Origin of the sequence: Flavobacterium sp. CFBP9031, from assembly GCF_034044945.1 — a bacterium.
Taxonomy (GTDB): Bacteria; Bacteroidota; Bacteroidia; order Flavobacteriales; family Flavobacteriaceae; genus Flavobacterium.
The window spans coordinates 224,683-248,247 of sequence record NZ_JAXCWF010000001.1 but is presented as its reverse complement, the minus strand read 5'-3'; the positions used below and the strand labels follow the sequence as shown (position 1 = coordinate 248,247).

Sequence of the window (23,565 nt, the reverse complement as noted above, 5' to 3'; positions counted from 1 at the left end):
CTTGCAGGTTCGGTAATTAGTTATTGGTTCCTCCAGGTTTAGTTGCCTGCTTGATTAAGTCGGAAACTGTTTTTCCTTTGTCGGCACCAGTATTGTGAATTCTTCTGTTGTAAACATCCTGCCAGTCAATCAACGGATACACATTGTTTTCTTTTGCCTGTTCGTCAAATAATTTTTGAAGTTCAGCCAGTTTTTCAGGATATTTTTTAGCCAGATTATTACGTTCGTTGAAATCTTCGTTTAGGTTATACAGTTCCCAAACATCGGTATCGAAGTTGCTCGGAGCAGGTTTTTCGTTGCTTCCTAAAGATTTTTTCACAGCAAAAGAATCTGGTAAATGGGCTGCAGAAGCTTTCCATCCGTCTTTGTAGATTGCTCTGTTTCCAAAAATGTAGTAATACTGTACTTTGTGCAATGATTCGGCTTTCGGATTATCTAAAGAAGCTTGGAAAGAAGATCCTTGAATAATATCTTGTTTGATTCCTTTGATATATTCTGGAGCTTTAATTCCTGCAATAGCCAATGTAGTTGGAAGCAAATCGGTTACGTGGCTGTATTGATTTCTGATTCCGCCTTTATCTTTAATTCCGTTTGGATAAAAAACAATCAACGGATTACGAGTTCCACCTTCTGAATGCGCATCTTGTTTCCAGTTTTTGAAAGGAGCATTGGTTGCTTGCGCCCATCCTAAAGGATAATTGGTATTTAGACCTTTTGCTGTTCCGATTTCTCCAATATTATTTAAATTGCTTTGGAAATTCTCTTCATCTGTTTTTCCTTGAGCAAACAAACTCTGATTGATTGTTCCTTGTAAAGTTCCTTCTTTACTGGCTCCGTTATCACCAATAGCAACAAAGATTAAAGTATTATCCAATTGCCCGCTTTGTTTTAAATAATCCACAACTCTTCCAATTTCATAATCGGTATAGGTTAAGAATCCTGCGTAAACTTCCATGAATCTTGCGTATACTTTCTTTTGGTCTGGAGTTAATTTTTTCCATTCCGTAATTAAAGCGTTACGATCTGGCAGTCCAGCATTTTGAGGAAAGATTCCCAATTTCTTTTGGTTTGCCAATACCTTTTCGCGGTAAACATCCCATCCTTCGTCAAATTTTCCTTTATATGGTTCAACCCATTTTTCAGCAACCTGATGAGGTGCGTGAACAGCTCCTGGCGCATAGTACAAGAAGAACGGTTTTCCTGGTGCTGCTTTTTGTTGTTTTTGGATGTAACTGATGGCTTTGTCTGTAATCAATTCATTCAAATGACGTCCGTCAGGTTTAATATGAACTTGATCTTCTACCAAATCAGGATTGTATTGATCGGTTTGAGAACCTAAGAATCCGTAGAAATGATCGAAACCTTTTCCAGTTGGCCAACGGTCAAACGGACCAGCATCTGAGGCTTCCTCGTCTGGCGTAACGCCATATTTTCCAACAGCAAAAGTGTTGTATCCATTATCGCGAAGAATCTCTGCAATTGTTCCTTTATCAGAAGGAATTCTTCCGTCCCAGCCTGGGAAACCTGCGGATAAAATAGTATGAGAAAATCCACTAACGTGAACTCTTCCTGAGTTTCTACCAGTCAATAAAGCCGCACGGGTAGGGGCGCAAATTGCTGTTGTATGGAAGTTGGTATAGCGCAAACCATTATTTGCCAAATTATCAAAAGTAGGCGTATTAATCAATCCTCCAAAGGTACTTGAAGCTCCAAATCCTACGTCGTCTAAAAGAATCCAAACAATATTCGGAGCGCCTTTTGGAGCCGTTACAGGATCTGGCCAATATTCTTTAGAATCAGCTAAAGTTTTACCAATTGTACCCTTAAATTCTTGTTTGTCCTGTGCAAATCCTAATTGTGCAATTAGGACAGCAGTAATCAAAAGCCCTTTCTTAGAGCCTTTGATTGAAATGCTATTTTTTAAATTTTTCATTTTTTATAGTTTTTTAGTTATATGGTTTTAATTAATATCCAGGATTCTGAGGTAATCCGTCAGGGTTGATATTTCTTTCGCTTTGCGGAATTGGATACAGATTATTTCGTTCTGAAACTGAGTTTTTGGCTGTAACTTTTTTCACTTCAGTAACCAATGTTCCCCATCTTACCAAATCGTACCAGCGTTGTCCTTCTTGAACAAATTCTTTTTTACGCTCTTCTTGAATTGCTGCTCTAAAAGAGGTCTGATTTAATCCAACTAAATCGACAGAAGCATCTGGAGTTGTAATTGGTTTTCCAAAAGCTCTTCTGCGAACTTGATTGATTAATTCGTAAGCTTCTGCAGTTGGTCCGCCTTGTTCATTTATCGCTTCCGCTAAAGACAAAAGGATGTCGGCATAGCGAATAACAGGAAAGTTGATTGCTACGTTTGAAGGTGTCGCCAGATTAGACAAATCCAAGTATTTTTTGAAGATTGGTTTCGGAAAAGTATAAAGTGTTCCCGTTGACGGATTAAGCAATTGTTTGGCATAACTCACATCTCTTCTTTTGTCACCAGGCGCATAAATATCATAAAATAAAGCAACATCTGAGATAATATCTGCTGGTTCTGTTGCGGTAAATCCAGTAAAAGAAGTTGCCTGAAAAGTACTTCCGCTAGAACCATTTCCTGCTTGATTTGGCTCAAATTGAACCGAGAAAATATGCTCTTTTCCGTTCTTTTTTGTTTTAGTGAAAATATCTTGGAAATCTTCAAACAACGCGTATCCATAACCTCCATCAATTACTTCTCTAGATTTTGCAATGGCATTTGGCCAGTCTTTTCTAGTCAGATATACTTTTGCTAAAATCGCTTTTGCAGCTCCCGATGTAGCGCGCCCAGCATCTGCTGTAGTATACGTTTTTGGAAGAGCTTCAGCATCTGTCAAGTCTTTAATAATTTGATTGTACACTTCGTCAACCGTAGAGCGATTGGTTTTTAGATCTCCCAAATTGATAGAAGTCGCTTCGTGCAAAACAATTGGAACACCGCCCCAAAGACGAACTGCTTGAAAGTACAAAAGGGCTCTAATAAATTTGGCTTCATTGATCAATCTGGTTTTGATAATGTCTGAACCTGATACTTTCGGAATATTATCAATAGAAACATTGGCTCTGTTGATTCCGTTATAAATTTGTCTCCAAGCCACTTGAACACGATCTGAAGTAGCATCATGCGTTAAACTGCTCAAAGCTCTAACTTGCGGATTGGTTGCCGAAACTCCTGCAGCAGCATAATCAGAACCCATATCTGTTAAGAAATAAAGGTTTCTACCAAACAAACTCTGCTCGCCTGGATCAAGGCTTAAAGAAGCGTAAACTGCAGTTACACTTGCAGTAGCATCATCTTGCGTGACAAAATAATTGTCTTCGGTTACAAAAGAGGTTGGTGTTACCTCAAGATCAGCGCACGATACTAATAGACCGGCACTTAAAAGGAATGTTATAATTATCTTTTTCATTATATATTTTTTTACTTAGAAAGTTACGTTCAAGCCCGAAATGAATGTTTTGGAGTTTGGATAAGAACCAAAATCAATTCCTGGATATAAGTTGTTTTGTTCGTATGAACTTACCTCTGGATCATAGCCAGTATATTTCGTCCACGTGATGAGGTTTTCTGCTGAGATGTAGATTTTTACACTCTTGGTTCCCAGTTTTTTAGAAACGCTTTTTGGCAACGTGTATCCTAATGTTATTAGTTTTAATCGTAAGAAAGAAGCATCTTCTACGTAGCGCTCAGAAACAATTCCAAGAGGAGAACTAGAGGCTCTCGGGATTTCGTTGCTCGGATTGGTTGGTGTCCAACGGTCATTCAATGTAGACGCGGCATTGGTTCCAAGAGTCGAAATTTCTAACTGCTGATTTAAAGCATTGAAGATTTTTCCGCCGTACGCTCCTTGAAAAGAGAAATTCAAATCAAAATCATTGTATGAAATGGTGTTACTGAAACTTCCAACAAATTTTGGCTGAGAAGTGCCTAGATTTCCTTTGTCAAGAGCTGTAATAACACCGTCTCCGTTGGTATCCACATATTTTCTGTCACCCACTTTTGTGTTCGCTAAACTGTTGATTTTTGGTTGTGTATTAACTTCTTCCTGAGTCTGAAAAATTCCGTTGGTTTTATATCCCCAGAAACTTCCCAAAGGCAAACCTACTTTTACAATAACAGGCTGTTGCTGTAGCAAAGAACCATTTGGAACTACTGGGAAAAATTCATTTACACCATTTCCAATCTCAGTAACTTTATTTCTATTTAAAGAAAATACGATATTGGAATTCCAAGCGAAATTTTCTGTTTTGATGTTTTCAGTTGTTAAACCAACCTCAAAACCTTTGTTTTCAACCCCTCCAATGTTCTGAAGCACTGTTGCATAACCTGAACTCAATGGCACTGGAACGTTGATTAATAAATCTTTTGTCTTTTTGTAATAGACATCAAAAACAAAATTGATTTTTCGGTCTAATAAGGATAAATCCAATCCAACGTTATACTGATTTGTTTTTTCCCATTTCAAATCTGGATTGGCCAATCGGGTAGGAGCTAAACCGGTGTATAAAGTTCCACCAAAAGAGTAATTTACAGATCCCATAGAAGCCAACGGAAGATAGTTTCCAATTTCCTGATTTCCTGTAGTCCCCGCCGTAATTCTCAATTTAGCTTCGGTTACGCCTTTAATGTTGTTTGCAAATTCTTCATCGGTAATATTCCATGAAAATCCGGCAGAAGGAAAATAACCCCAAAGTGATTCTGAACCAAAACGAGAAGAACCGTCTGCACGTCCAGAAAGCGTAAAGTTGTATTTTCCTTTATAAGAATAATTCACTCTCGCTAGCCAAGATTTCAGTACGCTTTCATAAGCATCACTGTATGGTTTTACGGGCACACCGTCTTGAATAGCATTGTAAGTATTGGCATCATTAACAAAAGTTTGAGCTCCAGCATTTACAACTTCGCCTTTAGTATATTGAAGCGTATAACCTCCTAAAGCAGAAAACTTATGATTTTCGCCAAAATGTGTGTTGTAATTAAGTGTGTTTTCATTCAAAACAGAACCAACTGATCTTTCTCCGATAGAAGCTAAACCTTTTGTTCCTGCTCCAGTAGTGGTGTTTGATGGAGCATAATAATTTTGTTTTGTGTTTAAAACATCACCGCTAATCGCAACTTTTGCAGTCAATTCTTTATTAAATTTATATTCGCCAAATAAACTGGTTAGGATTCTGTTTAATTTGGTTTCGTTAGTTGTATTATCCAAATCGTTAATTGCGTTCGGAATATAACCATTTACAGAAGTTGCGTAAGGATTGTTAGTTACATTGTAGCTTCCGTCTGCATTTTTAATAGGAACAACAGGAGCTGTCAAGACCACACTTACAAGTGGATTCGGATTTCTTCCGGCCGCCGCACCGCCATTTGTACCCACACCATTTGCAATTGAATTGGTATAGTTGGCATTTACGCCAAATTTGAATTTCTGAGAATAATTTCTTTCGTAGTTAACTCGAAGTGAAATACGTTTAAAATCAGAACCTAAAACAATACCATCTTGATCAAAATAACCTGCAGAAACCGCATATCTAGATTTTTCATCACCACCAGAAAAAGATAGATTATGACTTTGAACGGGTGCCGCAGTGATAAATGCTGCAGACTGCCAATCGTAATTTCCAGAAGTTTTTAAAGCTTCGATTTGAGATGGAGAAAAGGAAGGTGCTTGACCAATACTTGCCTGAACGTCGTTTCTTAAACTTGCCCATTCGCTGGCATTCATTAGTTTTAGTTTTTTTGAAATATTTTGGAATCCGAAATAGCCTTGGTACGAAATATTGTCTTGTCCTTTTGTTCCTTTTTTAGTGGTAATAATTACAACTCCATTTGCACCACGCGAACCATAAATTGCTGTTGCCGATGCATCTTTAAGAACTTCTATCGATTCAATATCAGCAGGGTTAATAGTTGACAGAACATTTACACTTGCTCCGGCATAAGTTACTCCAGCGCCACTATTGCTGTTATCATTATAAATTAAAATTCCATCAACAACATACAAAGGTTCGTTACCAGCAGTAATAGAGTTTCCTCCGCGAATGCGGACACTTGAAGAAGCGCCTGGACGACCAGAACTTTGTGTAACTACAACTCCAGCTACAGCGCCTCTTAAAAGATTATCTGCCGAAGAAGTGACCTGAGATAAATTGGCTTTTGGAACCGATGATACAGAACCTGTAATGTCTTTTCTTTTTTGAGTTCCGTAACCCACAACAACCAATTCGTCTAGCTCTTGGCGTTCTTCTTTAAGGTTAATGATTACTGGATTTTTCTCAACAATTACTTCTATTTTTTTATATCCGATGTAAGTTACAATCAAAGTGTAAGGAAATTTCTGTCCCGTCTGAAAATAAAATTTTCCTTCTGCATCTGTAACAACGCCGTGAGTTGTTCCTTTAATGGTTACAGAAGCGCCGATAATGGGCTGATTTGTAATGTCATCTACAACAGTTCCGTCTAATTTTGATTGTATAAGCGGGGTGGTATTCTGGGCTTGTATTCCTGCCGTTAGGAAGAGTAGAAACAGCAGTATGTGTATGTTTAACTTTTTTTTCATTTCTTTGTGTTGGTTTTAAGTAATTAACAAGACGCCCTGAGCACTGTTTATACAGCACTCTAAAAGTGTTCTTGATTTAGTGATAAATGTTCTTTAAGCCTTGCCATTTCTGTTGCCGCAGAAATGGCTTTTTTTATTTACAGCAACAGGTTTGCAATGTTTTCATTTTAGTTTCTTTTAGTTGTTGGTTATTTAATTTGTTGAATAATAGGTATGATTTCAAGAATCTAATCCAACACAATTGAATGCATCGGAGAGATTTTTGGTTAAAATTCAGTAAATATTTTTGGTGGTGTTTTTTTTGATTTGCTTTGATATGTATTCTAAAGGCAAACAAAATAAAAGTAGATTATTAACAACAGAAACACATATAACAAATAGTGCTATAAGTGTATTTTTTAGGAAGAATGTAACGCGATATGCTTTCTGTTGTTTTCACAATAATAATTTTTATAGTTTGAAATATTATCTTAAACTCTACTAATCCTATAGACAAAGTTAAATTTTATATAATAAAAACCAAAAGTTTGTAAAGTTTTTTTCAAAAAAATATTTGTTTAGTTTATAATCTAAAGAATTGATTCTCTTGAAATGCCTTATTTCAATTGATTTCGTGCTAAATTATTGATTCACAGAAATGTTAAATTTAAAATTAGAAATAAAGTAAAAAATGTAGTATTTATACCCTTTTTTTATAAATATAAGAGTACCTAAGACGTAAAATGGAGCTCTTAAAACGTCTGAAAACCATCTTTATAATATTAATTTATAAAAAAATAATAGAGCACATATTCTTTCTTTGTGTTGCAATTGGTTGTTTTATAAATATTTATTTTTCAATAATTAACGTTTTATTTTAGTAAAATACCTTTTTATCCTTAATATGATATTTGTCATTTTTAGTAAGAATTTAACCCTGTAGTTTTGCTTTGTAATTGAGGAATAGTATTCTCAATCTAAATCAAAGTAATTTTCTATTTATGGGTAATCTATCTCAGTCTCACAGAATTTTATTCCTTAACACACTTGCTTTTACAATTTGTTTTGCTTGTTGGACTTTAAACGGCGTTTTGATTACTTTTTTGGCTGATAAGGGAATATTTAATTTCACTGTTGTAGAAATTGGCTGGTTATTAGGAATTCCAATTCTTTCAGGCTCTATATTCAGGCTTCCAATCGGAATTTTAACTGATAAATATGGGGGAAAAGTTGTTTTTTCTGCCTTACTATTACTTTGTTCAATTCCGCTTTTTTTAATGCCATTTGCAGATTCTTTCTGGACTTTTGCCATCCTTAGTTTTTTCTTTGGCTTAGTAGGTACCAGCTTTGCTGTCGGAATAGGTTATACCTCAATTTGGTATCCTAAAGAATGGCAGGGTAGAGCTTTGGGAATTTTCGGAATGGGAAACGCAGGCGCTGCAGTAACTACTTTTATTGCGCCAACTTTATTAAATAATTTATCAGAAGCAGATCCTGCTCACGGATGGAAAATGCTTCCTGTGATTTATGGAGCAACACTAGTGCTTATAGGAATCCTATTTATTGTCTTTGCTAAAAACAAAACCAATCAGGTGGTGTCAAAAACTACTATAGAATTAATCTCGCCACTTAAAAAAGCCAGAGTCTGGCGATTCGGGGCTTACTACTTTTTAGTTTTCGGATTTTTTGTTGCCTATTCGCAGTGGCTTCTTCCAAACTTCATGAATGTTTACGGCACAACTTTAGTAATGGGCGGAATGTTTGCCACAATGTTCAGTTTGCCATCTGGTGTAATCAGAGCACTTGGAGGTTATTTATCAGATAAATTCGGAGCTCGAAAAGTTATGTATTGGGTTTTAGGATCTTCAATTATAATTAGCTTTTTGTTGATGTTTCCAAAGATGGAAATCCTTACCGCTGGTCCTGGCGTTATGTCTCTTACCAACGGAACAGTTACAGAAATTACTGCAAATGAAATAATTGTAAACGGGAAAAAACATCAAATCAACAGTAAAAAAGATTTAGAAACTAACAGCGAATCTTCTGTTTTTCCTGTAAAGAAATCATGGCAAGAAATTGTTGTAGAGCAAAATCAGGAGGTTAAAAAGAAAGAATTATTAGCTCATGGCATTACGCAAATTAATTTCAGTGCCAATCTTTGGGTTTATCTCGTTCTGGTAATCCTGATAGGCATTTCTTGGGGAATTGGTAAAGCAGCAGTCTACAAACACATTCCAGAGTATTTTCCAAATGAAGTTGGAGTTGTAGGCGGAATGGTTGGTTTAATTGGAGGTTTAGGTGGGTTTTTAGGTCCCATAATCTTTGGATATCTCCTTACCTATACTGGGCTCTGGACCAGTTCATGGATTTTTATATTTCTAGTTTCTGTGCTTTGTCTGGTATGGATGCACCGCACAATCATAAAAGCTATGAGAACAAAATCACCAAATTTTGTAAGGCAAATAGAAGATAATCAATAATTTAAATAAAATAAAGATGAAAACTTGGTTAGAAAAATGGAACCCAGAAGATGAAGCATATTGGAATTCTGACGGAAGTAAAATAGCATGGAGAACTTTAATTATAACAACAATTACTTTAACATTATCATTTGCTTCCTGGTTTATGATGAGTGTTATTGCAGTAAAATTGCCTGGTTTAGGATTTAGTTTTTCTAAAGATCAGCTTTTTTGGTTAACTGCAATTCCAGGGTTGGCGGCAGGGTTATTAAGAATTATTCACACCTTTCTGCTTCCAATATTTGGAACTCGTCATATTGTATCTTTTGCGACAGCAATTAAATTAATTCCCGTAATCGGAATTGGTTTTGCAATTATGGATGTAAATACGCCATTTTGGGTTTTTGCAGTTTTAGCATTTACTACAGGTTTTGGTGGAGGAGATTTTTCTTCTTATATGCCAAGTACAAGTTTGTTTTTTCCGCAAAGATTAAAAGGAACTGCTCTTGGGATTCAGGCAGGAATTGGAAACTTTGGAGTTTCTCTCGCACAATTTGTTACGCCTTTAGTAATTAGTGTCGGAATTTTTGGAGCTTCGACAGTATTTACGAGTATTGACCCAAAAGAAACCATAACGGTATTTGAAAATTCATCAGGGCAGAAACAAAAAGAAGTTTTTGCTTCTTTAGACACAGAAGTTCAGGCTCGAATCTTATCTAATGTGAAAAAGAATATTGTAGATTCTGTTAGCACGGCAGTTAATTCTCAAGATAATGCAGTTATTTTTTCGTCACTTCCGCTTAAGGCTAAGGCAAAAGCAATTGCAAACGCTAACCCTAAATTAGCCGAAAAAGTACTGAACAATTTGAGCCCCGAAAATTCGGCTGTTAAAAACAAACCAATTTATCTACAGTCTGCTGCATTTTGGTTTGCGCCATTTTTAATACTTATGGCATTTGTAAGCTGGTTTTATTTGAAAAGTATTCCGATGAAAGCTTCTGTAAAAGAGCAATTAGATATTTTTTCGAATAAACATACTTGGTACTGTACAATTACTTATGTAATGACTTTTGGGACATTTGCCGGTTTGTCTGCAGCATTTCCTCTTATGATTAAATTTTTATATGGAGATTTTCCCAATGCACCAGATCCTTTGGTATATGCATTTTATGGTCCACTAATTGGTTCTGCCAGCAGAATAGCTTTCGGATTTGTGGCCGATAAAGTTGGAGGTGCTATATTAACGACTATAACAGGCTTAGGAATTTTAGCAGGATCAATACTTTTAGTAACACAAGGTCTGGTAGCGCCGACAAGTATGGATCAGTTTCCGCTTTTTGTAACTGTAATTTTAGGAATGTTCTTTTTTACAGGTATTGGAAATGCAGGAACATTTAGACAATATCCAATTATTTTTAAAGAAAATCCGCGTCAAGCAGCGGGAGTTATTGGTTGGACTGCTGCCATTGCTGCTTTTGGACCTTTTATATTCTCTAAGTTAATAGGGAATAATATTTCAGCAAATGGCACTGTAAATCAGTTTTTTATAGGTGTCTGTCTTTTTACCCTTTTAGCTACAGGTATCAACTGGTGGTTCTACAATCGTAAAAATTGCGAAAAACCAAGTTAAATAAGTAATCAATAAATTTTTAGTTAATGATGAATAACAAAACATATAATACCAAAGCTTTATTGGTTGCTTCGGCTGTTTCTATACTTACAGTTGTGTTTGTATTTTATGGTTCGAGAGAATTACAAAATTTTGATGCAGCACTTGTAACATACCTTTTCGGAACGATATTCGCCTTCTTCGGAATCGTTTATCGATACACCGTTTGGCTGCAGCGTCCTCCAACATGGCTGTACTTTAAACGAAGTATAAAATTTCTATTTACAGGAAAAGTATTTTCTCATTTATGGTTTTTAGGAAAAGAATCGGTGCAAAATATTGTCGTTCAGAAATTTATTTATCCGAGAAGTAAATATCGCTGGTTTGCGCATTTTTGTATTGCATTAGGTTGTCTGTCAGCTTTTGCCATTACAATACCGCTTACATTTGGATGGATCCATTTTACATTGGCTCCTAATTCTATTTCGATTTACGAAGCACATTTTTTTGGATTTAAAATGATGGATTTTGAAATAGGATCGTTTCTTGCATTCTTAATATTTCATGCCTTAAACTGGTCTTCATGGCTTGTAATTATTGGCTCGGTTTATTACTTAAGAAGAAGATTAACCAATCCGGGATTAATTGCAACACAAACTTTTGAAGGCGATTTGCTACCTCTAATTTTATTGATTGCAATTTCAGTTACGGGTTTATGTCTGACGTATTCCTATCAGTTTATGAAAGGTTTTGCTTATGACTTCTTAGCTGTAATTCATGCCGTAACAGTTATCATGTTTTTGATTTGGATTCCCTTTGGAAAATTCTTCCACATTATTCAGCGTCCGGCACAAATTGGTGCACACATTTACAAACAGGAAGGCATTAAAAAAGGAATGGCCGTTTGTCCGCATACAGGAGAAGAGTTCGCAACAAAACTTCATATTGATGATTTAAAAATCGTGACTAATCAGTTGGGATTTGATTTTACACATGAAGACGGAACTTCTCATCTCGATTTAAGTCCAGAAGGTAAAAGATCACGATTAGCTCAGGCACATTTAAAAGCCAGATCGCAGGGCGGTAAGTTATTTGGATAATTTTAAAAGTTTCAGGTTTAACGCTTCAAGTTTGTGCGAAACTTCAAACTTCAAATAAAAATATAGTTTCCTGTTTTAGGTTCCCAAGTTGCACAATCTTTGGATAGCTTGAAACCAGAAACTTTAAACAAAAAAACAAAATAAGCATGGCAAAATTACCAGTATCAGCAGAAAAAATCATAGAAGTTTTCGGACCGCATAAAAATTACGCGCCTCTTGACGGTTATGAAGGAAGAGATGAACCAGATGAGGTTGTAAAAACACATTGTTGTTTTTGCGGAATGCAGTGTGGTATTCAATTATTAGTTAAAGAAAATAAGGTGGTTGGTTTTGAACCTTGGATGGAATTTCCTTTTAACGAAGGTCGTTTGTGTCCAAAAGGTGTACAACGTTATCTTCAGAACAATCACCCTGACCGACTTTTACATCCTATACAAAGAGTTGAAGGAAAAGGTTTTGAAAAAATATCATGGGATGATGCAATGGATAAAACTGTTGCGGAAATAAAACGAATTCAGGAAAAATATGGAAAAGATGCTTTTTCAATGCTTTCAGGAGTATCATTGAGTAACGAAAAAAGTTATCTGGTCGGAAAATTTGCCCGAGTAGCCCTTAAAACAAAGAATCTAGATTATAACGGAAGACTTTGTATGGTTAGCGCTGGTGCGGGCAATAAAAAAGCTTTTGGTTTAGATCGTGCTTCAAATAATTATTCAGATCTCGAATATGCCGAAGTTATTATTGTGACAGGAGCAAATATTAGCGAAACTTTTCCAACATTAACACACTGGATTTGGAAAGCAAGAGACCGTGGTGCCAAACTAATTGTAATTGATCCAAGAATGATTCCGTTGGCCAGAACAGCAGACATTCATTTGGATATAAGACCTGGAACAGATTCTGCTTTGTACGGTGCCATGTTGAAATATTTGGTAGACCACGACATGTTAGATCATGATTTTATAGATAATTACACATCAGGTTTTCAGGAAACGATAGACGCTGTGAAAGATTATACATTAGAATGGGCAGAGGAAATAACAGGAATTGATAAAAATAGAATTAGGGAAGCAGCAGAATTATGGGGTAAAGCTAAGACAAGTTTTTTACTTCATGCGCGAGGCATCGAACAGCATTCTAAAGGAGTAGATAATGTGGTGGGGTGTATCAATTTAGTTTTGGCTACAGGAAGAATTGGAAGACCATATTGTGGATATGGAACAATAACCGGACAAGGAAATGGACAGGGTGGAAGGGAACACGGTCATAAATGCGACCAGTTGCCAGGAAATAGAGATATAGAAAATCCAGAACATCGTAAATACATATCTGAAGTTTGGGGTATTGATGAAAAAGATATGCCCGGAAAAGGACTTTCGGCTTATGAAATAATTGATGCTATTCATAGAGGAGAAATCAAAGGTTTACTTTCGATTTGTTTTAATCCATTAGTTTCTCTTCCAAACAATAGTTATGTGCGAGAGGCGCTGGAAAAGTTGGAGTTTTATGTTTGTATCGATTTCTTTTTAAATGAAACTGCCCGCCACGCCGATATTGTTTTGGCAGGCTCCTTACAGGAAGAAGAGGAAGGCACAACAACTTCTGCAGAAGGGCGTGTTATAAGAGTTAGACAAGCAGTGAAACCTCCGGGAGAAGCTCGAACAGATACTTCGATACTATTAGAAATTGCCAAAAGATTGGGAGAAGAAGATAAATTTACCTATGACAATAGCGAAGCCATTTTTAATGAACTTCGATTGGCCTCGAAAGGAGGTACAGCAGATTATTTCGGAATTTCTTATAAAAAAGTAGAAGATAATATGGGAGTTTTTTGGCCTTGCCCGACAGAAGAGCATCCAGGAACTCCAAGGCTATGGGAAGATAAAAAGTTTAAAACTCCAGATGGAAAAGCGCATTTTAACCCAGCACCCTATAGATTGCCAAGTGAAGTTACAGATAATGTGTATCCAATTACTTTGACTACTGGGCGAGTGGTTTCTCAATATTTAAGCGGAACGCAAACTCGTAGAATTGGAAAATTAGTAGATCAATTTCCTGAACCATTCGTAGAAATTCATCCAGAACTGGCAACAAAATACGGAATAAAACAAAGAGAATTAGTGAAGGTATCAACAAGAAGAGGAGAAGGAATTTTTCCAGCAAATATTGTAGAAACAATTAGACAGGATACTGTTTTTGTACCCTATCACTGGCCAGGATTAAAATCAGCAAATCAATTAACTATTGCTACGCTAGATCCTGTTTCTAAAATGCCCGAATTTAAAGTTTGTGCGTGCCAATTAGAACCGCTGGGAACAATGGCCCCGCCTTCTAACGAGTCTGATGCGTATGCAAGCGTTTAATCTGTAAAAAAGAACTTATGAATTTAACCAATTTTAATACCAGCGAGGAATTTTTTGTAGATATGCAACGCTGCATTGGCTGTAAAGCCTGTGAAATGGCCTGCGCCGAATGTGAAACAAATGGTCAGCAAACTTTGATCAGTGTAAATTATGTTGATCGTGCTGCCACAATTCAAACCACAGTGCAGGTTTGTATGCATTGCGAAGATCCGGTTTGTGCCAATGTTTGTCCTGCAGATGCCATTTCTCAGGACGAATTTGGAGTCGTGCACACTGCCAATACAGAAAGATGTATTGGCTGCTCAAATTGTGTAATGGCCTGTCCTTTTGGTGTTCCAAAAAAAGTCGAAGAATACGATTTGATGATGAAATGTACAATGTGTTACGACAGAACAAGTGTTGGCAAAAAACCAATGTGTGCAACCGTATGTCCAAGTGGGGCTTTGTTTTACGGAACAAGAAATGAAATAGAAGAAATGAGACCCAATAGCACACCAATTAATAATTTCATTTTTGGCAAAGAGAAAGTTAAGACTAAAGTCAATATTATGATGCCAAAAGGAAGTAAAGAATTAAGAATTTATTAAATACCGAGCTATGTCTAAAGAAGATAATTTAAATCAAAACTGGAAAAAAGATTTTCCGATAAAAAAACAAGAATCCACTCAGGTCAGCCGACGCGATTTTGCTAAATTCTTAACGTTTGTTTCTGGCGGATTAATGGTTGGAAGCGGTTTTGTAACTGCAAAAGCATTTTTATTGCCAAAAGAAGAAGTTCAGGGAGAGCATTTTATTTGTAATAAAGAAGATGTTCCTGTAGGCGGTACAAGAGGTTTTGTTTTGGAAGGAAGTACAATTCCGTATATTTTGATTCACTTAGAAAATGGTGAATTTAAGGCATACGAACAAAAGTGTACCCATCTTTCTTGTTCTGTATTCTACAAACCCGGAACCGGAATCATACATTGTCCTTGCCACGAAGGTTCATTTGATGCCATGACAGGAGACGTAATAGCCGGACCGCCGCCAAGAGCTTTACCGCAATTGGAAGTGGTTTTTAAAGAAAATGCTGTTTTTGTAAAAGCATTAATAGAAAAAAAGGATAGCTAATAAAACTTAAAGACATGAGTACTTTTAGAACAGGGCAGAACAATTCGAACCCAAATAAATTGAATAACATACTTTCAACACTTATATTTATTTTGATTTTAAATGTCAGCATTCAAATATGGCTTTTGTATGCCTCTCTAAATAATGCGCTAGATAATAATAAAGAAATTTTAATTCCTGCATTTATAGCTTCAGTAATACTTTTTTCAATTGGTTTTGCATGGCTTTATTATCTTCCGAAAGGAAATTTCAGAAAGAAATAGATAATAACGATTTTTTGAAAGAATTACGCTAAATTTATATTCTGAAAAAAATAAATTATTTAGGATTATAACTAAGTAAAAATACTTATATTTGTAATAAGTATTTTTTGCTTTATAATAAAATGCCAGTAATGATTAAAGTTGAAGAAGCCTTAGCGACTATTGAAGCGAACAGTACTAAAATGCCAACAAAATATATTCAAGCCAGCAAAGCTTTAGGATATGTTTTAGCAGAAAAAGTGATTTCGCCAATAAACATGCCTCCATTTCGCCAATCGGCTATGGATGGATACGCGTTTACACACAGTATCAGGCATCAATACGATGTAGTTGGGATTTCTCAAGCAGGAGATCATTCCAATGTAAAGCTAAAAGCAACCGAAGCCATTAGAATATTTACTGGAGCTTTTATTCCTGATAATGCAGATACGGTAGTAATGCAAGAGCATGTAATGGCAACTAAAGATTCAATTTTGATTGCCACAATGCCAGAAAAATCAGCAAATGTTCGGTTAAAAGGAGAACAAATTGCTAAAGATGATATAGTTTTTGAAGCTAATACTTTAATTACTCCGGCTGCAATTGGATTTTTAGCCTGTTTAGGAATTACAGAAATTGAAGTTTATAAAAAGCCCAAAGTTGCCATTTTGGTTACCGGAAATGAATTAACAGAACCGGGGAAGAAATTAAAAAAAGGCAAAATATTTGAAAGTAATTCGGTTATGCTTAAAGCTGCGCTTCAAACAATTGGGATTGAAAAAGCAAAAGTTTACCGAGTAAAAGATAATCTAAAAGCAACAAAAAAGGCTTTAAAAGATATTTTAGAAAAATACGATATCGTTCTTATTTCGGGTGGAATTTCTGTTGGAGATTATGATTTTGTGAAAGAAGCATTACTGCAAAATGAAGTAGAAGAGCTTTTTTACAAAATCAATCAAAAACCTGGAAAACCAATGTTTTTTGGCTCTAAAAATGATACTTTGGTTTTTGCATTGCCTGGAAACCCAGCCTCATCTTTGACAAATTTTTATATTTATGTATATCCAGCAGTCAAAAAGAGAATGGGATTTTCTACTGCACATTTGCCAAAGATTGTTCGAAAATTAGATAAAGAGATCGTAAATAACACAGGAAAAACACTTTTCTTAAAGGCGTTGTATAATGAAACAAATGTTGAGATTTTAGACGGACAAAGTTCTGCAATGCTGAATTCTTTTGCTCTAGCGAATGGATTGGTAATAGTACCGCAAGATGTTGAAAATATTAAAAAAGGCGAGTTAGTAACGATTCTGCCGATTGATTAGATTTTTTTAGACAGATAGAATAAAGAATAAAGAATAAAGAATAAAGAATAAAGAATAAAGAATAAAGAATAAAGAATAAAGAATAAAGAATAAAGAATAAAGAATAAAGATTTTTGGTTAAAAACGAAAAGCGCTATATAAATAAAAACACATAGCAATAAACTTGAAACAAATAAAACAAAATACATGAGTCTCCTAACTTCCGAAAATATACTATTATTCAGTTTTGCCTTAATTATAATAGCGTTTTTATATTCAAGCGTAGGGCATGGCGGAGCATCGGGATATTTGGCATTGATGAGCATTTTTGCTTTTCCGGTTTCGGTAATGAAGCCATCGGCTTTGCTGTTGAATTTGTTTGTTTCGAGTATTTCGTTTTTGTTTTATTATAAAAACAGTTATTTCAAACCAAAGCTCTTTTATCCGTTTGCCATAGCATCGATTCCAGCAGCGTTTATTGGCGGTTTTATAACCTTAGATAATGCGATTTATAAAATTGTTTTAGGTATTGTATTGGTTTTTGCGGCCTTGAGATTGTTTGGAGTTTTTAATTTTAAAGAAAAAGAAGAAGTAAAAATAAATCTTCCGTTTGCTTTAGCCATTGGTTTTGCCATCGGATTATTATCTGGAATGCTGGGAATTGGCGGTGGAATTATTTTAAGTCCGATTCTATTATTTTTAGGATGGGCATCAGTAAAAGAATCGGCGGCAATCTCGAGTTTATTCATTTTTGTAAATTCATTTGCGGGAATGATGGGATTCTTTTTAGGAGGAAAAACAATTCCGATGGAAAGTTTCTATCTCGTTCCAATTGCGGTAGTAGGAGGAATGTTAGGAGGTTTTTATGGAAGCGGATCTTTCTCTAACAGAACATTAAAAATGGTATTGGGAACAGTGATTTTAATGGCAAGCGTTAAATTGATTTTTCATTGAAAATAAATTGAATTTAACCGCAAAACACGCAAAGTTTTATAAAAGCGGTTTTAAGAATAGTAAAGCACGGAAAGCTTTGCGGACTTAATTTAAAAGTTAAGAAAAAAAAACTTAGCGCACTTTGCGGTAAAAAAAAACGCATTTCAACTTAAAACCTGAAACAAAAAGACAATGGAAACACTAACAGTATTTATTCTTTGCGGAGGAAAAAGCACCAGAATGCAGTCAGAAAAAGGATTGGTTTTGTTTCAGGATAAGCCATTTATAGAGCATATCATTCAGGCGATTTTACCTATTACAGATCAAATTAAGCTCATTACAGGATCAAAAGAATACGATTATTTACCGTATCAAAAAATACAGGATTTAGTAATAGACAAAGGGCCGCTGGGAGGAATTTACACCGCATTATCACATTCTGAAACCGAATTCAATTTGATTTTAAGCTGTGATATTCCGTTAATTTCAACCGAATTATTACAGGAATTAATATCAAAACATACACAAGAAGCTGGAATTACAGTTTTTGCATCCGAAAGTAAAACCCATCCGTTAATCGGGATTTATTCAAAAAATATTGTTCCGGTCATCAAAGAAGCAATTGATTCTAATGAATTAAAAATGATGGATCTGCTAGCCAAACTGCCGCATCAGATTATCAATATAGAAGAAAGTGAAAATTATCATTTGACCAATATCAATTCGGCCGACGAATTAAACGATCTGAATATCAATTTAACTTAAAGACTATGCGAAATTTTAAAACACCAAAATTGACGATTGTAGGCGCAGGTCCAGGCGACGTTGAATTGATTACTATAAAAGCAATCAAAGCTTTAAAAAGTGCCGATGTGGTTTTGTACGATGCTTTGGTAAACGAGGAATTACTGGAATATGCATCAAATGCAGAAATTGTTTTTGTTGGAAAACGTTTAGGCTGTCACGCTTACACACAAGATCAGATTAACGAATTGATTGTTTCTATGGCAAATCGTTATGGACATGTTGTACGTTTAAAAGGCGGCGATCCGTTTGTTTTTGGAAGAGGAAGTGAAGAAATCGAATTTGCAGAAGATTTCGGAATCGAAACGGCTATTGTTCCCGGAATTTCATCTGCTTTAGGAGTTCCAGCTTCTGTCGGAATCAGTTTGACACAGCGTAAAGTTGCCGAAAGTTTCTGGGTTATCACAGGAACGACTTCAGATCATAAATTGTCAAAAGATATTTTGTTAGCATCAAAATCGGCTGCAACCGTGGTTATTTTAATGGGAATGCATAAATTAGACGAAATCATTTCGATTTATCAAGAAAATAGAAATGACGATCTGCCTATTGCGATTATCCAGAATGGAACAAAAAACTCAGAGCAAAAAGTAATTGGAACTATCAATACAATTACTAAATTGGTAGTTGAAAAAAATATATCATCGCCTGCAATTATTGTGATTGGCGAAGTAGTGAGAAATACATCGAGTTGGATTTCGTATTTTCAAGAACACTTTGAAGACGAATTTATTTTTCAGAATTTAAATTTATAAAAATGATCGAGGTTAAATATTTTGGAGCTGTTGCTGAAAAAACAAAATGTGAATTCGAAAAATTATCTTTTTCGGAAGAATTATCATTGCAGCAATTATTACAGGATTTAAACGAAAAATACGAGTTTGAATCGCTGGCTTTCAGTGTTGCTGTAAATCAAAAAATAGTTTCTAAAACTTCAGATTATACTTTACAGGCGAGTGATATTGTAGCATTATTGCCACCATTTGCCGGAGGATAAAACAAGCCATATGAGCGAAACTTCACGATATAACAGACAAATTATTCTTCCTGAAATAGGAGAGGATGGCCAGTACAAATTGCTGAAAGCTCAAGTTCTGGTTATTGGTGCCGGAGGTTTGGGAGCGTCAATTTTACCTTATTTGGCTGGTGCTGGAGTTGGTGAAATCGGAATTGTAGATGACGACGTTATCGAGATTTCGAATCTTCATAGACAGGTAATTTACAAAAGTTCGGCAGTTGGAAAGGGAAAAGCGGCTGAAGCGAAAGCGATGATTTTAGAACTGAATCCGCTTATAAAAGTGAATGTTTTGGCAGAGAAATTATCAGGAAAAAATGCGATTTCTTTATTTGAAAAATACGATATCATTGTTGACGCAACGGACAATATTTCGATTAAATATTTGATTAATGATGCTTGCCTCGTGACCAATAAACCAATGGTCTACGGATCAATTTTTAGATTTCAAGGACAGGTTTCGGTTTTCAATTATCAAAACGGACCAACCTATCGCTGTTTATATCCAGATGAAAATAATAGTGCATTAAATTGTGAAGATGCTGGCGTGATCGGAGTTTCAGTTGGAATCATCGGAATGTTTCAGGCCAATGAAGTCCTAAAAATGATTCTTGGAGTTGGAGAAGTTTTGAGCGGAAAGATTCTGGTTTATAATGTTTTGAAAAATGAGCAGCAGAAATATGATTTCGAAAAAAGCTCAGAACTAGAAATGACTAAAGAAGATTTCGAACAGAAATACAATTCATCTGAAAATCAGGTTGAAGAAATAAAATTTGAGCTTATTTTAGATGAATTAGAAAACAATAAGGTTCTTTTTTTAGATGTTCGAAATGAAGACGAACTGCCCAAAATAAATTTGAAAAACGGCCTTCAGATTCCGTTGGTAAATCTAGAAAACGAAATTAAAAAACTGAATTCAAATCAAACTATTTACGTTTTTTGCCAATCTGGAATCAGAAGTAAAATGGCAGCTGAATTGCTTCAAAAACATCAATTTAAAAATATAAAAAGCATTGCTGGTGGTGCTCTAGCGATGAAACAATCGTTGCACGAAAAAATCAATTCCAATTAATAAATAACGACTACTATGAAAAAAGTCATTTTCGGATTGTTTTTGTTTCTTTGTTTTTCTCAATTTGGTTTTTCACAAACTCACGTTGATGCTACTGGCGAAACAGAGCTTTATGAGGCATATGATAAAGCTGATAAAGAATTGAATAAAGTTTATAATCAGCTGAAAAAGAAATTAGGAACAAAAGATCAGACAGCTTTAGTCGTTTCTCAAAAAGACTGGATAAAGTTTAGAGATTCAAATTGTAAATTTAAATGCTATCCAGAAGGTTACGGTGGTGTTATAGCAAATAAAATGTACGCAGATTGTAGAATGCAGCTTACCATTAGCAGAACAAAGGAATTGAAAAGTTTGATGAATGGCTTTTAAAGTCCTTATTAAAAAACATAAAAATGAGTAAAAATGTATTTGTAGAAGGGCCAATTGCTCCTGAATTTATAGCGGAATCAATCGCTAAACATCAATCAAAACATACGATTGGGGCGCATAATATTTTTCTAGGCCAAGTCCGTGCCGATGTTATTCACGACAATACTGTCGTAGCAATCGATTATTCGGCGTATACAGACATGGCGAATGAAGCTTTGTATGCAATTCGAGAAAAAGCTTTTGCTAAATTCGATTTAACCTGTATGCACATTTACCACAGTTTAGGTGTTGTAAAAGCAGGCGAAATCTGTTTATTTGTTTTTGTTTCGGCAACACGTCGCAAACAAGTTTATGAAGCAACAGAAGCCATTGTAAATTGGATTAAAACCGATGTTCCGATTTTTGGCAAAGAAATGTTTGAAAACGATACATTCACTTGGAAACAAAATACCTAAGAAATTATAATGGTAGATATTACGCATAAAATAAGCACTTTAAGAGTCGCAACAGCAACCGCAATTGTAAAAGTCAGCAAGCAAGAAACAATTGATGCTGTTGTCAACAATTTAGTGCCAAAAGGGAACGTGTTTGAAATGGCAAAAACGGCTGGACTGTTTGCAGTCAAAAACACCCATTTATCCATTCCAGATTGTCATCCGCTTCCAATTGAATTTACTTCTGTAGAATACAATATCGAAGGTCTAGACATTCATATTATTTTCAAAGTAAAAACCGTTTACAAAACGGGAGTTGAGGTTGAAGCCATGCACGGCGCATCAATTGTAGCGCTTACAATGTATGATATGCTAAAACCAATTGACAAAGAAATCGAAATTTCGACTATCAAATTAATTAATAAAGAAGGCGGAAAATCGTCTTTCAAAAATAAATTTCCGAATGTAATTAAAGCGGCAGTTTTCGTTTGTTCCGATTCGATTTTTGCAGGCGATAAAGAAGATCGTTCAGGAAAAACAATTGTAGAGAAACTGGATTCTTACGGAGTTGAAACTTCTCATTACGAAATTATTCCAGATGAATTGGATATTATTCAGGAAAAAACAAAAGCTTTCGCTAAAGATAATCAGCTGGTCATTTTTACAGGCGGAACTGGATTATCTCCGAGAGATGTTACGCCAGAAGCTTTAGAACCATTATTAGAAAGTAGAATTCCAGGAATAGAAGAAGCCATTCGCAGTTACGGTCAGCAGAGAATGCCGTATGCAATGCTTTCTAGAAGTGTTGCGGGAACTTTAGGTAAAAGTCTAGTTTTGGCTTTGCCAGGTTCAACAAACGGAGTGAGAGAATCTATGGATGCCGTTTTTCCGCACGTAATGCACGTTTTTCATATTTTAAAAGGAAAAAATCATGACAGCCTCTAACACTATTTTGACGGATGGTTTTGGGCGCAAGCATAATTATCTGCGCATTTCGCTGCTGGAAAAATGCAACCTGCGTTGTATGTATTGCATGCCAGCGGATGGAATCGCATTATCTCCAAAAGCCAGTTTAATGACGGCCGATGAGATTTTTGCAATTGCGGAAACTTTCGTAAAAAATGGTGTTGACAAAATAAGATTGACAGGCGGAGAACCTTTGTTGAGAAAGGATTTTCCTGAAATTGTTTCTAAATTATCAGAACTTGGCATTTCGCTTTCCATGACAACAAACGGAATTTTAGTTGATCGCCATATTGAAGTTTTAAGACAGTTTAAAGTCAAAAAAATCAATTTGAGTTTAGATACTTTGGTTGCTTCTAAATTTGCTTCTATAACGCTTAGAAATCAGTTTGAGAAAGTAATAGATAATCTGCATTTGCTTTTAAATCATGATTTTCAGGTAAAAGTAAATGTCGTTTTGATGAAAGGTTTTAATGATAACGAAATTGTAGATTTTGTAAAACTGACTCAGTTTCTTCCTATTTCGGTTCGGTTTATTGAATTTATGCCTTTTGCCGGAAACGAATGGGACAGAAGCAAAATGGTTTCGCAACAAGAAATTTTATCTTTAGTTGAAACTCAATTTTCTTCAGGAGAAATTCTGAAATTAGAAGACGAAAAAAACTTTACTTCAAGAAATTATAAAATTAAAGGTTTCCAAGGCGATTTCGGAATTATTAGTTCCATAACAAATCCGTTTTGTGACAGCTGCAACCGCATCCGCTTGACGGCAGACGGAAAAATAAAAAACTGCCTTTTCTCTAATTCAGAAACCGATTTGTTAACGGCTTTTAGAAATGGAGAATCTATCGAAAATTTGATTTCAGAATCGATTCAGAATAAAAAGAAAGTCCGCGCGGGAATGGCTACGATGGATGAAATGGACGATCCTGCAAAACATTTTGACAATCGCAGTATGATTGCGATTGGGGGGTAATTAATTGTGAATTGTGAATTGTCTCGCTGAGCGAAGTAGAAGTTTTGACCGCATAGTTTTGTCATTCTGAGGAACGAAGAATCACACTCGTAAATCCACAAAGATTGACAAATTACTGTGAGAAGTTTTTAGTATGATTGCTTCGTCAGTTCGCTATCGCTCGTGTCTTCGTTCCTCAGAATGACAAACTGTATTTACATTGCTAATGAAAATAAAAAAAAGGTTTAACTTTTTTTAAGTTAAACCTTT

20 protein-coding genes are annotated in these 23,565 nt (G+C 35.5%); 17 read left to right on the top strand and 3 right to left on the bottom strand.

The window, feature by feature from the left end; all coding sequences use genetic code 11:
* Positions 1–16: 16 nt before the first annotated feature.
* The 3 genes from SOM12_RS01030 to SOM12_RS01020 are packed head-to-tail and all read right to left on the bottom strand — an operon-like array spanning position 17 to position 6,584.
* The gene (locus SOM12_RS01030; RefSeq protein ID WP_320492079.1) at positions 17–1,933 is read right to left on the bottom strand and encodes an arylsulfatase; all 1,917 of its coding nucleotides are present in this window, start codon (positions 1,931–1,933) and stop codon (positions 17–19) included.
* A 31-nt stretch (positions 1,934–1,964) separates the two neighbouring features.
* The gene (locus SOM12_RS01025; protein ID WP_095930440.1) at positions 1,965–3,437 is read right to left on the bottom strand and encodes a RagB/SusD family nutrient uptake outer membrane protein; all 1,473 of its coding nucleotides are present in this window, start codon (positions 3,435–3,437) and stop codon (positions 1,965–1,967) included.
* Between the two features lie 15 nt (positions 3,438–3,452).
* On the bottom strand, positions 3,453–6,584 hold the full coding sequence (locus SOM12_RS01020) for a TonB-dependent receptor (protein WP_320492078.1): 3,132 nt from the start codon (positions 6,582–6,584) through the stop codon (positions 3,453–3,455).
* A gap of 980 nt (positions 6,585–7,564) precedes the next feature.
* Here SOM12_RS01020 and SOM12_RS01015 point away from each other — a divergent pair.
* The 17 genes from SOM12_RS01015 (at position 7,565) to moaA (ending at position 23,316) form a co-directional block, all read left to right on the top strand.
* The gene (locus tag SOM12_RS01015) at positions 7,565–9,043 is read left to right on the top strand and encodes an MFS transporter (protein WP_320492077.1); all 1,479 of its coding nucleotides are present in this window, start codon (positions 7,565–7,567) and stop codon (positions 9,041–9,043) included.
* A 16-nt stretch (positions 9,044–9,059) separates the two neighbouring features.
* Complete coding sequence (locus SOM12_RS01010) at positions 9,060–10,652, top strand: magnesium transporter MgtE N-terminal domain-containing protein (RefSeq protein WP_095930443.1); 1,593 nt, start codon at positions 9,060–9,062, stop codon at positions 10,650–10,652.
* Between the two features lie 29 nt (positions 10,653–10,681).
* Positions 10,682–11,731 (top strand): MFS transporter, encoded by a 1,050-nt coding sequence (locus SOM12_RS01005; RefSeq protein ID WP_414655667.1) that lies wholly within the window; start codon positions 10,682–10,684, stop codon positions 11,729–11,731.
* A gap of 146 nt (positions 11,732–11,877) precedes the next feature.
* Positions 11,878–14,094 carry a molybdopterin oxidoreductase family protein gene (locus SOM12_RS01000; RefSeq protein ID WP_320492075.1) on the top strand — a complete coding sequence of 739 codons (2,217 nt, stop codon included), beginning with the start codon at positions 11,878–11,880 and terminating at the stop codon, positions 14,092–14,094.
* Positions 14,095–14,111: 17 nt separating this feature from the next.
* Positions 14,112–14,681 carry a 4Fe-4S dicluster domain-containing protein gene (locus SOM12_RS00995; RefSeq protein ID WP_095930445.1) on the top strand — a complete coding sequence of 190 codons (570 nt, stop codon included), beginning with the start codon at positions 14,112–14,114 and terminating at the stop codon, positions 14,679–14,681.
* 10 nt (positions 14,682–14,691) lie between these two features.
* A complete protein-coding gene (locus SOM12_RS00990; protein ID WP_095930446.1) occupies positions 14,692–15,204 on the top strand; it encodes a Rieske (2Fe-2S) protein in 513 nt (170 codons plus the stop codon).
* 14 nt (positions 15,205–15,218) lie between these two features.
* Positions 15,219–15,467 (top strand): DUF6755 family protein, encoded by a 249-nt coding sequence (locus tag SOM12_RS00985; RefSeq protein ID WP_095930447.1) that lies wholly within the window; start codon positions 15,219–15,221, stop codon positions 15,465–15,467.
* Between the two features lie 131 nt (positions 15,468–15,598).
* Positions 15,599–16,771 (top strand): gephyrin-like molybdotransferase Glp, encoded by a 1,173-nt coding sequence (glp, locus tag SOM12_RS00980; protein WP_320492074.1) that lies wholly within the window; start codon positions 15,599–15,601, stop codon positions 16,769–16,771.
* A 186-nt stretch (positions 16,772–16,957) separates the two neighbouring features.
* A complete protein-coding gene (locus tag SOM12_RS00975) occupies positions 16,958–17,704 on the top strand; it encodes a sulfite exporter TauE/SafE family protein (RefSeq protein ID WP_320492073.1) in 747 nt (248 codons plus the stop codon).
* 171 nt (positions 17,705–17,875) lie between these two features.
* Entirely contained in the window at positions 17,876–18,448 is a 573-nt protein-coding gene (locus SOM12_RS00970; RefSeq protein ID WP_320492072.1) for a molybdenum cofactor guanylyltransferase, read from the top strand.
* A 5-nt stretch (positions 18,449–18,453) separates the two neighbouring features.
* Positions 18,454–19,242, top strand: coding sequence for a uroporphyrinogen-III C-methyltransferase (gene cobA / locus SOM12_RS00965; protein ID WP_320492071.1), 789 nt, complete (start codon positions 18,454–18,456; stop codon positions 19,240–19,242).
* Positions 19,243–19,244: 2 nt separating this feature from the next.
* Positions 19,245–19,484 (top strand): MoaD/ThiS family protein, encoded by a 240-nt coding sequence (locus SOM12_RS00960; RefSeq protein ID WP_320492070.1) that lies wholly within the window; start codon positions 19,245–19,247, stop codon positions 19,482–19,484.
* 10 nt (positions 19,485–19,494) lie between these two features.
* Positions 19,495–20,574 carry a HesA/MoeB/ThiF family protein gene (locus SOM12_RS00955; protein ID WP_320492069.1) on the top strand — a complete coding sequence of 360 codons (1,080 nt, stop codon included), beginning with the start codon at positions 19,495–19,497 and terminating at the stop codon, positions 20,572–20,574.
* Positions 20,575–20,589: 15 nt separating this feature from the next.
* Positions 20,590–20,943 (top strand): lysozyme inhibitor LprI family protein, encoded by a 354-nt coding sequence (locus tag SOM12_RS00950; RefSeq protein WP_320492068.1) that lies wholly within the window; start codon positions 20,590–20,592, stop codon positions 20,941–20,943.
* Positions 20,944–20,966: 23 nt separating this feature from the next.
* The gene (locus SOM12_RS00945) at positions 20,967–21,398 is read left to right on the top strand and encodes a molybdenum cofactor biosynthesis protein MoaE (RefSeq protein WP_035648088.1); all 432 of its coding nucleotides are present in this window, start codon (positions 20,967–20,969) and stop codon (positions 21,396–21,398) included.
* 9 nt (positions 21,399–21,407) lie between these two features.
* On the top strand, positions 21,408–22,322 hold the full coding sequence (gene moaCB, locus SOM12_RS00940) for a bifunctional molybdenum cofactor biosynthesis protein MoaC/MoaB (RefSeq protein ID WP_320492067.1): 915 nt from the start codon (positions 21,408–21,410) through the stop codon (positions 22,320–22,322).
* A complete protein-coding gene (moaA, locus tag SOM12_RS00935; RefSeq protein ID WP_320492066.1) occupies positions 22,309–23,316 on the top strand; it encodes a GTP 3',8-cyclase MoaA in 1,008 nt (335 codons plus the stop codon). The genes moaCB and moaA overlap by 14 nt, the downstream gene beginning before the upstream one ends.
* The last annotated feature ends 249 nt before the right edge of the window (positions 23,317–23,565 follow it).

What these genes read in the sequence shown, in the direction of transcription:
- SOM12_RS01025 (WP_095930440.1), bottom strand. Translation starts at nt 3,437, where the DNA reads ATGAAAAAGATAATTATAACATTCCTTTTAAGTGCCGGTCTATTAGTA.
- moaCB (WP_320492067.1), top strand. Translation starts at nt 21,408, where the DNA reads ATGGTAGATATTACGCATAAAATAAGCACTTTAAGAGTCGCAACAGCA.
- moaA (WP_320492066.1), top strand. Translation starts at nt 22,309, where the DNA reads ATGACAGCCTCTAACACTATTTTGACGGATGGTTTTGGGCGCAAGCAT.
- SOM12_RS00995 (WP_095930445.1), top strand. Translation starts at nt 14,112, where the DNA reads ATGAATTTAACCAATTTTAATACCAGCGAGGAATTTTTTGTAGATATG.
- SOM12_RS00990 (WP_095930446.1), top strand. Translation starts at nt 14,692, where the DNA reads ATGTCTAAAGAAGATAATTTAAATCAAAACTGGAAAAAAGATTTTCCG.
- SOM12_RS00950 (WP_320492068.1), top strand. Translation starts at nt 20,590, where the DNA reads ATGAAAAAAGTCATTTTCGGATTGTTTTTGTTTCTTTGTTTTTCTCAA.
- SOM12_RS01010 (WP_095930443.1), top strand. Translation starts at nt 9,060, where the DNA reads ATGAAAACTTGGTTAGAAAAATGGAACCCAGAAGATGAAGCATATTGG.
- SOM12_RS01020 (WP_320492078.1), bottom strand. Translation starts at nt 6,584, where the DNA reads ATGAAAAAAAAGTTAAACATACACATACTGCTGTTTCTACTCTTCCTA.
- SOM12_RS00945 (WP_035648088.1), top strand. Translation starts at nt 20,967, where the DNA reads ATGAGTAAAAATGTATTTGTAGAAGGGCCAATTGCTCCTGAATTTATA.
- SOM12_RS01030 (WP_320492079.1), bottom strand. Translation starts at nt 1,933, where the DNA reads ATGAAAAATTTAAAAAATAGCATTTCAATCAAAGGCTCTAAGAAAGGG.
- SOM12_RS01000 (WP_320492075.1), top strand. Translation starts at nt 11,878, where the DNA reads ATGGCAAAATTACCAGTATCAGCAGAAAAAATCATAGAAGTTTTCGGA.
- cobA (WP_320492071.1), top strand. Translation starts at nt 18,454, where the DNA reads ATGCGAAATTTTAAAACACCAAAATTGACGATTGTAGGCGCAGGTCCA.
- SOM12_RS00970 (WP_320492072.1), top strand. Translation starts at nt 17,876, where the DNA reads ATGGAAACACTAACAGTATTTATTCTTTGCGGAGGAAAAAGCACCAGA.
- glp (WP_320492074.1), top strand. Translation starts at nt 15,599, where the DNA reads ATGATTAAAGTTGAAGAAGCCTTAGCGACTATTGAAGCGAACAGTACT.
- SOM12_RS00975 (WP_320492073.1), top strand. Translation starts at nt 16,958, where the DNA reads ATGAGTCTCCTAACTTCCGAAAATATACTATTATTCAGTTTTGCCTTA.
- SOM12_RS00960 (WP_320492070.1), top strand. Translation starts at nt 19,245, where the DNA reads ATGATCGAGGTTAAATATTTTGGAGCTGTTGCTGAAAAAACAAAATGT.
- SOM12_RS01005 (WP_414655667.1), top strand. Translation starts at nt 10,682, where the DNA reads ATGAATAACAAAACATATAATACCAAAGCTTTATTGGTTGCTTCGGCT.
- SOM12_RS00955 (WP_320492069.1), top strand. Translation starts at nt 19,495, where the DNA reads ATGAGCGAAACTTCACGATATAACAGACAAATTATTCTTCCTGAAATA.
- SOM12_RS01015 (WP_320492077.1), top strand. Translation starts at nt 7,565, where the DNA reads ATGGGTAATCTATCTCAGTCTCACAGAATTTTATTCCTTAACACACTT.
- SOM12_RS00985 (WP_095930447.1), top strand. Translation starts at nt 15,219, where the DNA reads ATGAGTACTTTTAGAACAGGGCAGAACAATTCGAACCCAAATAAATTG.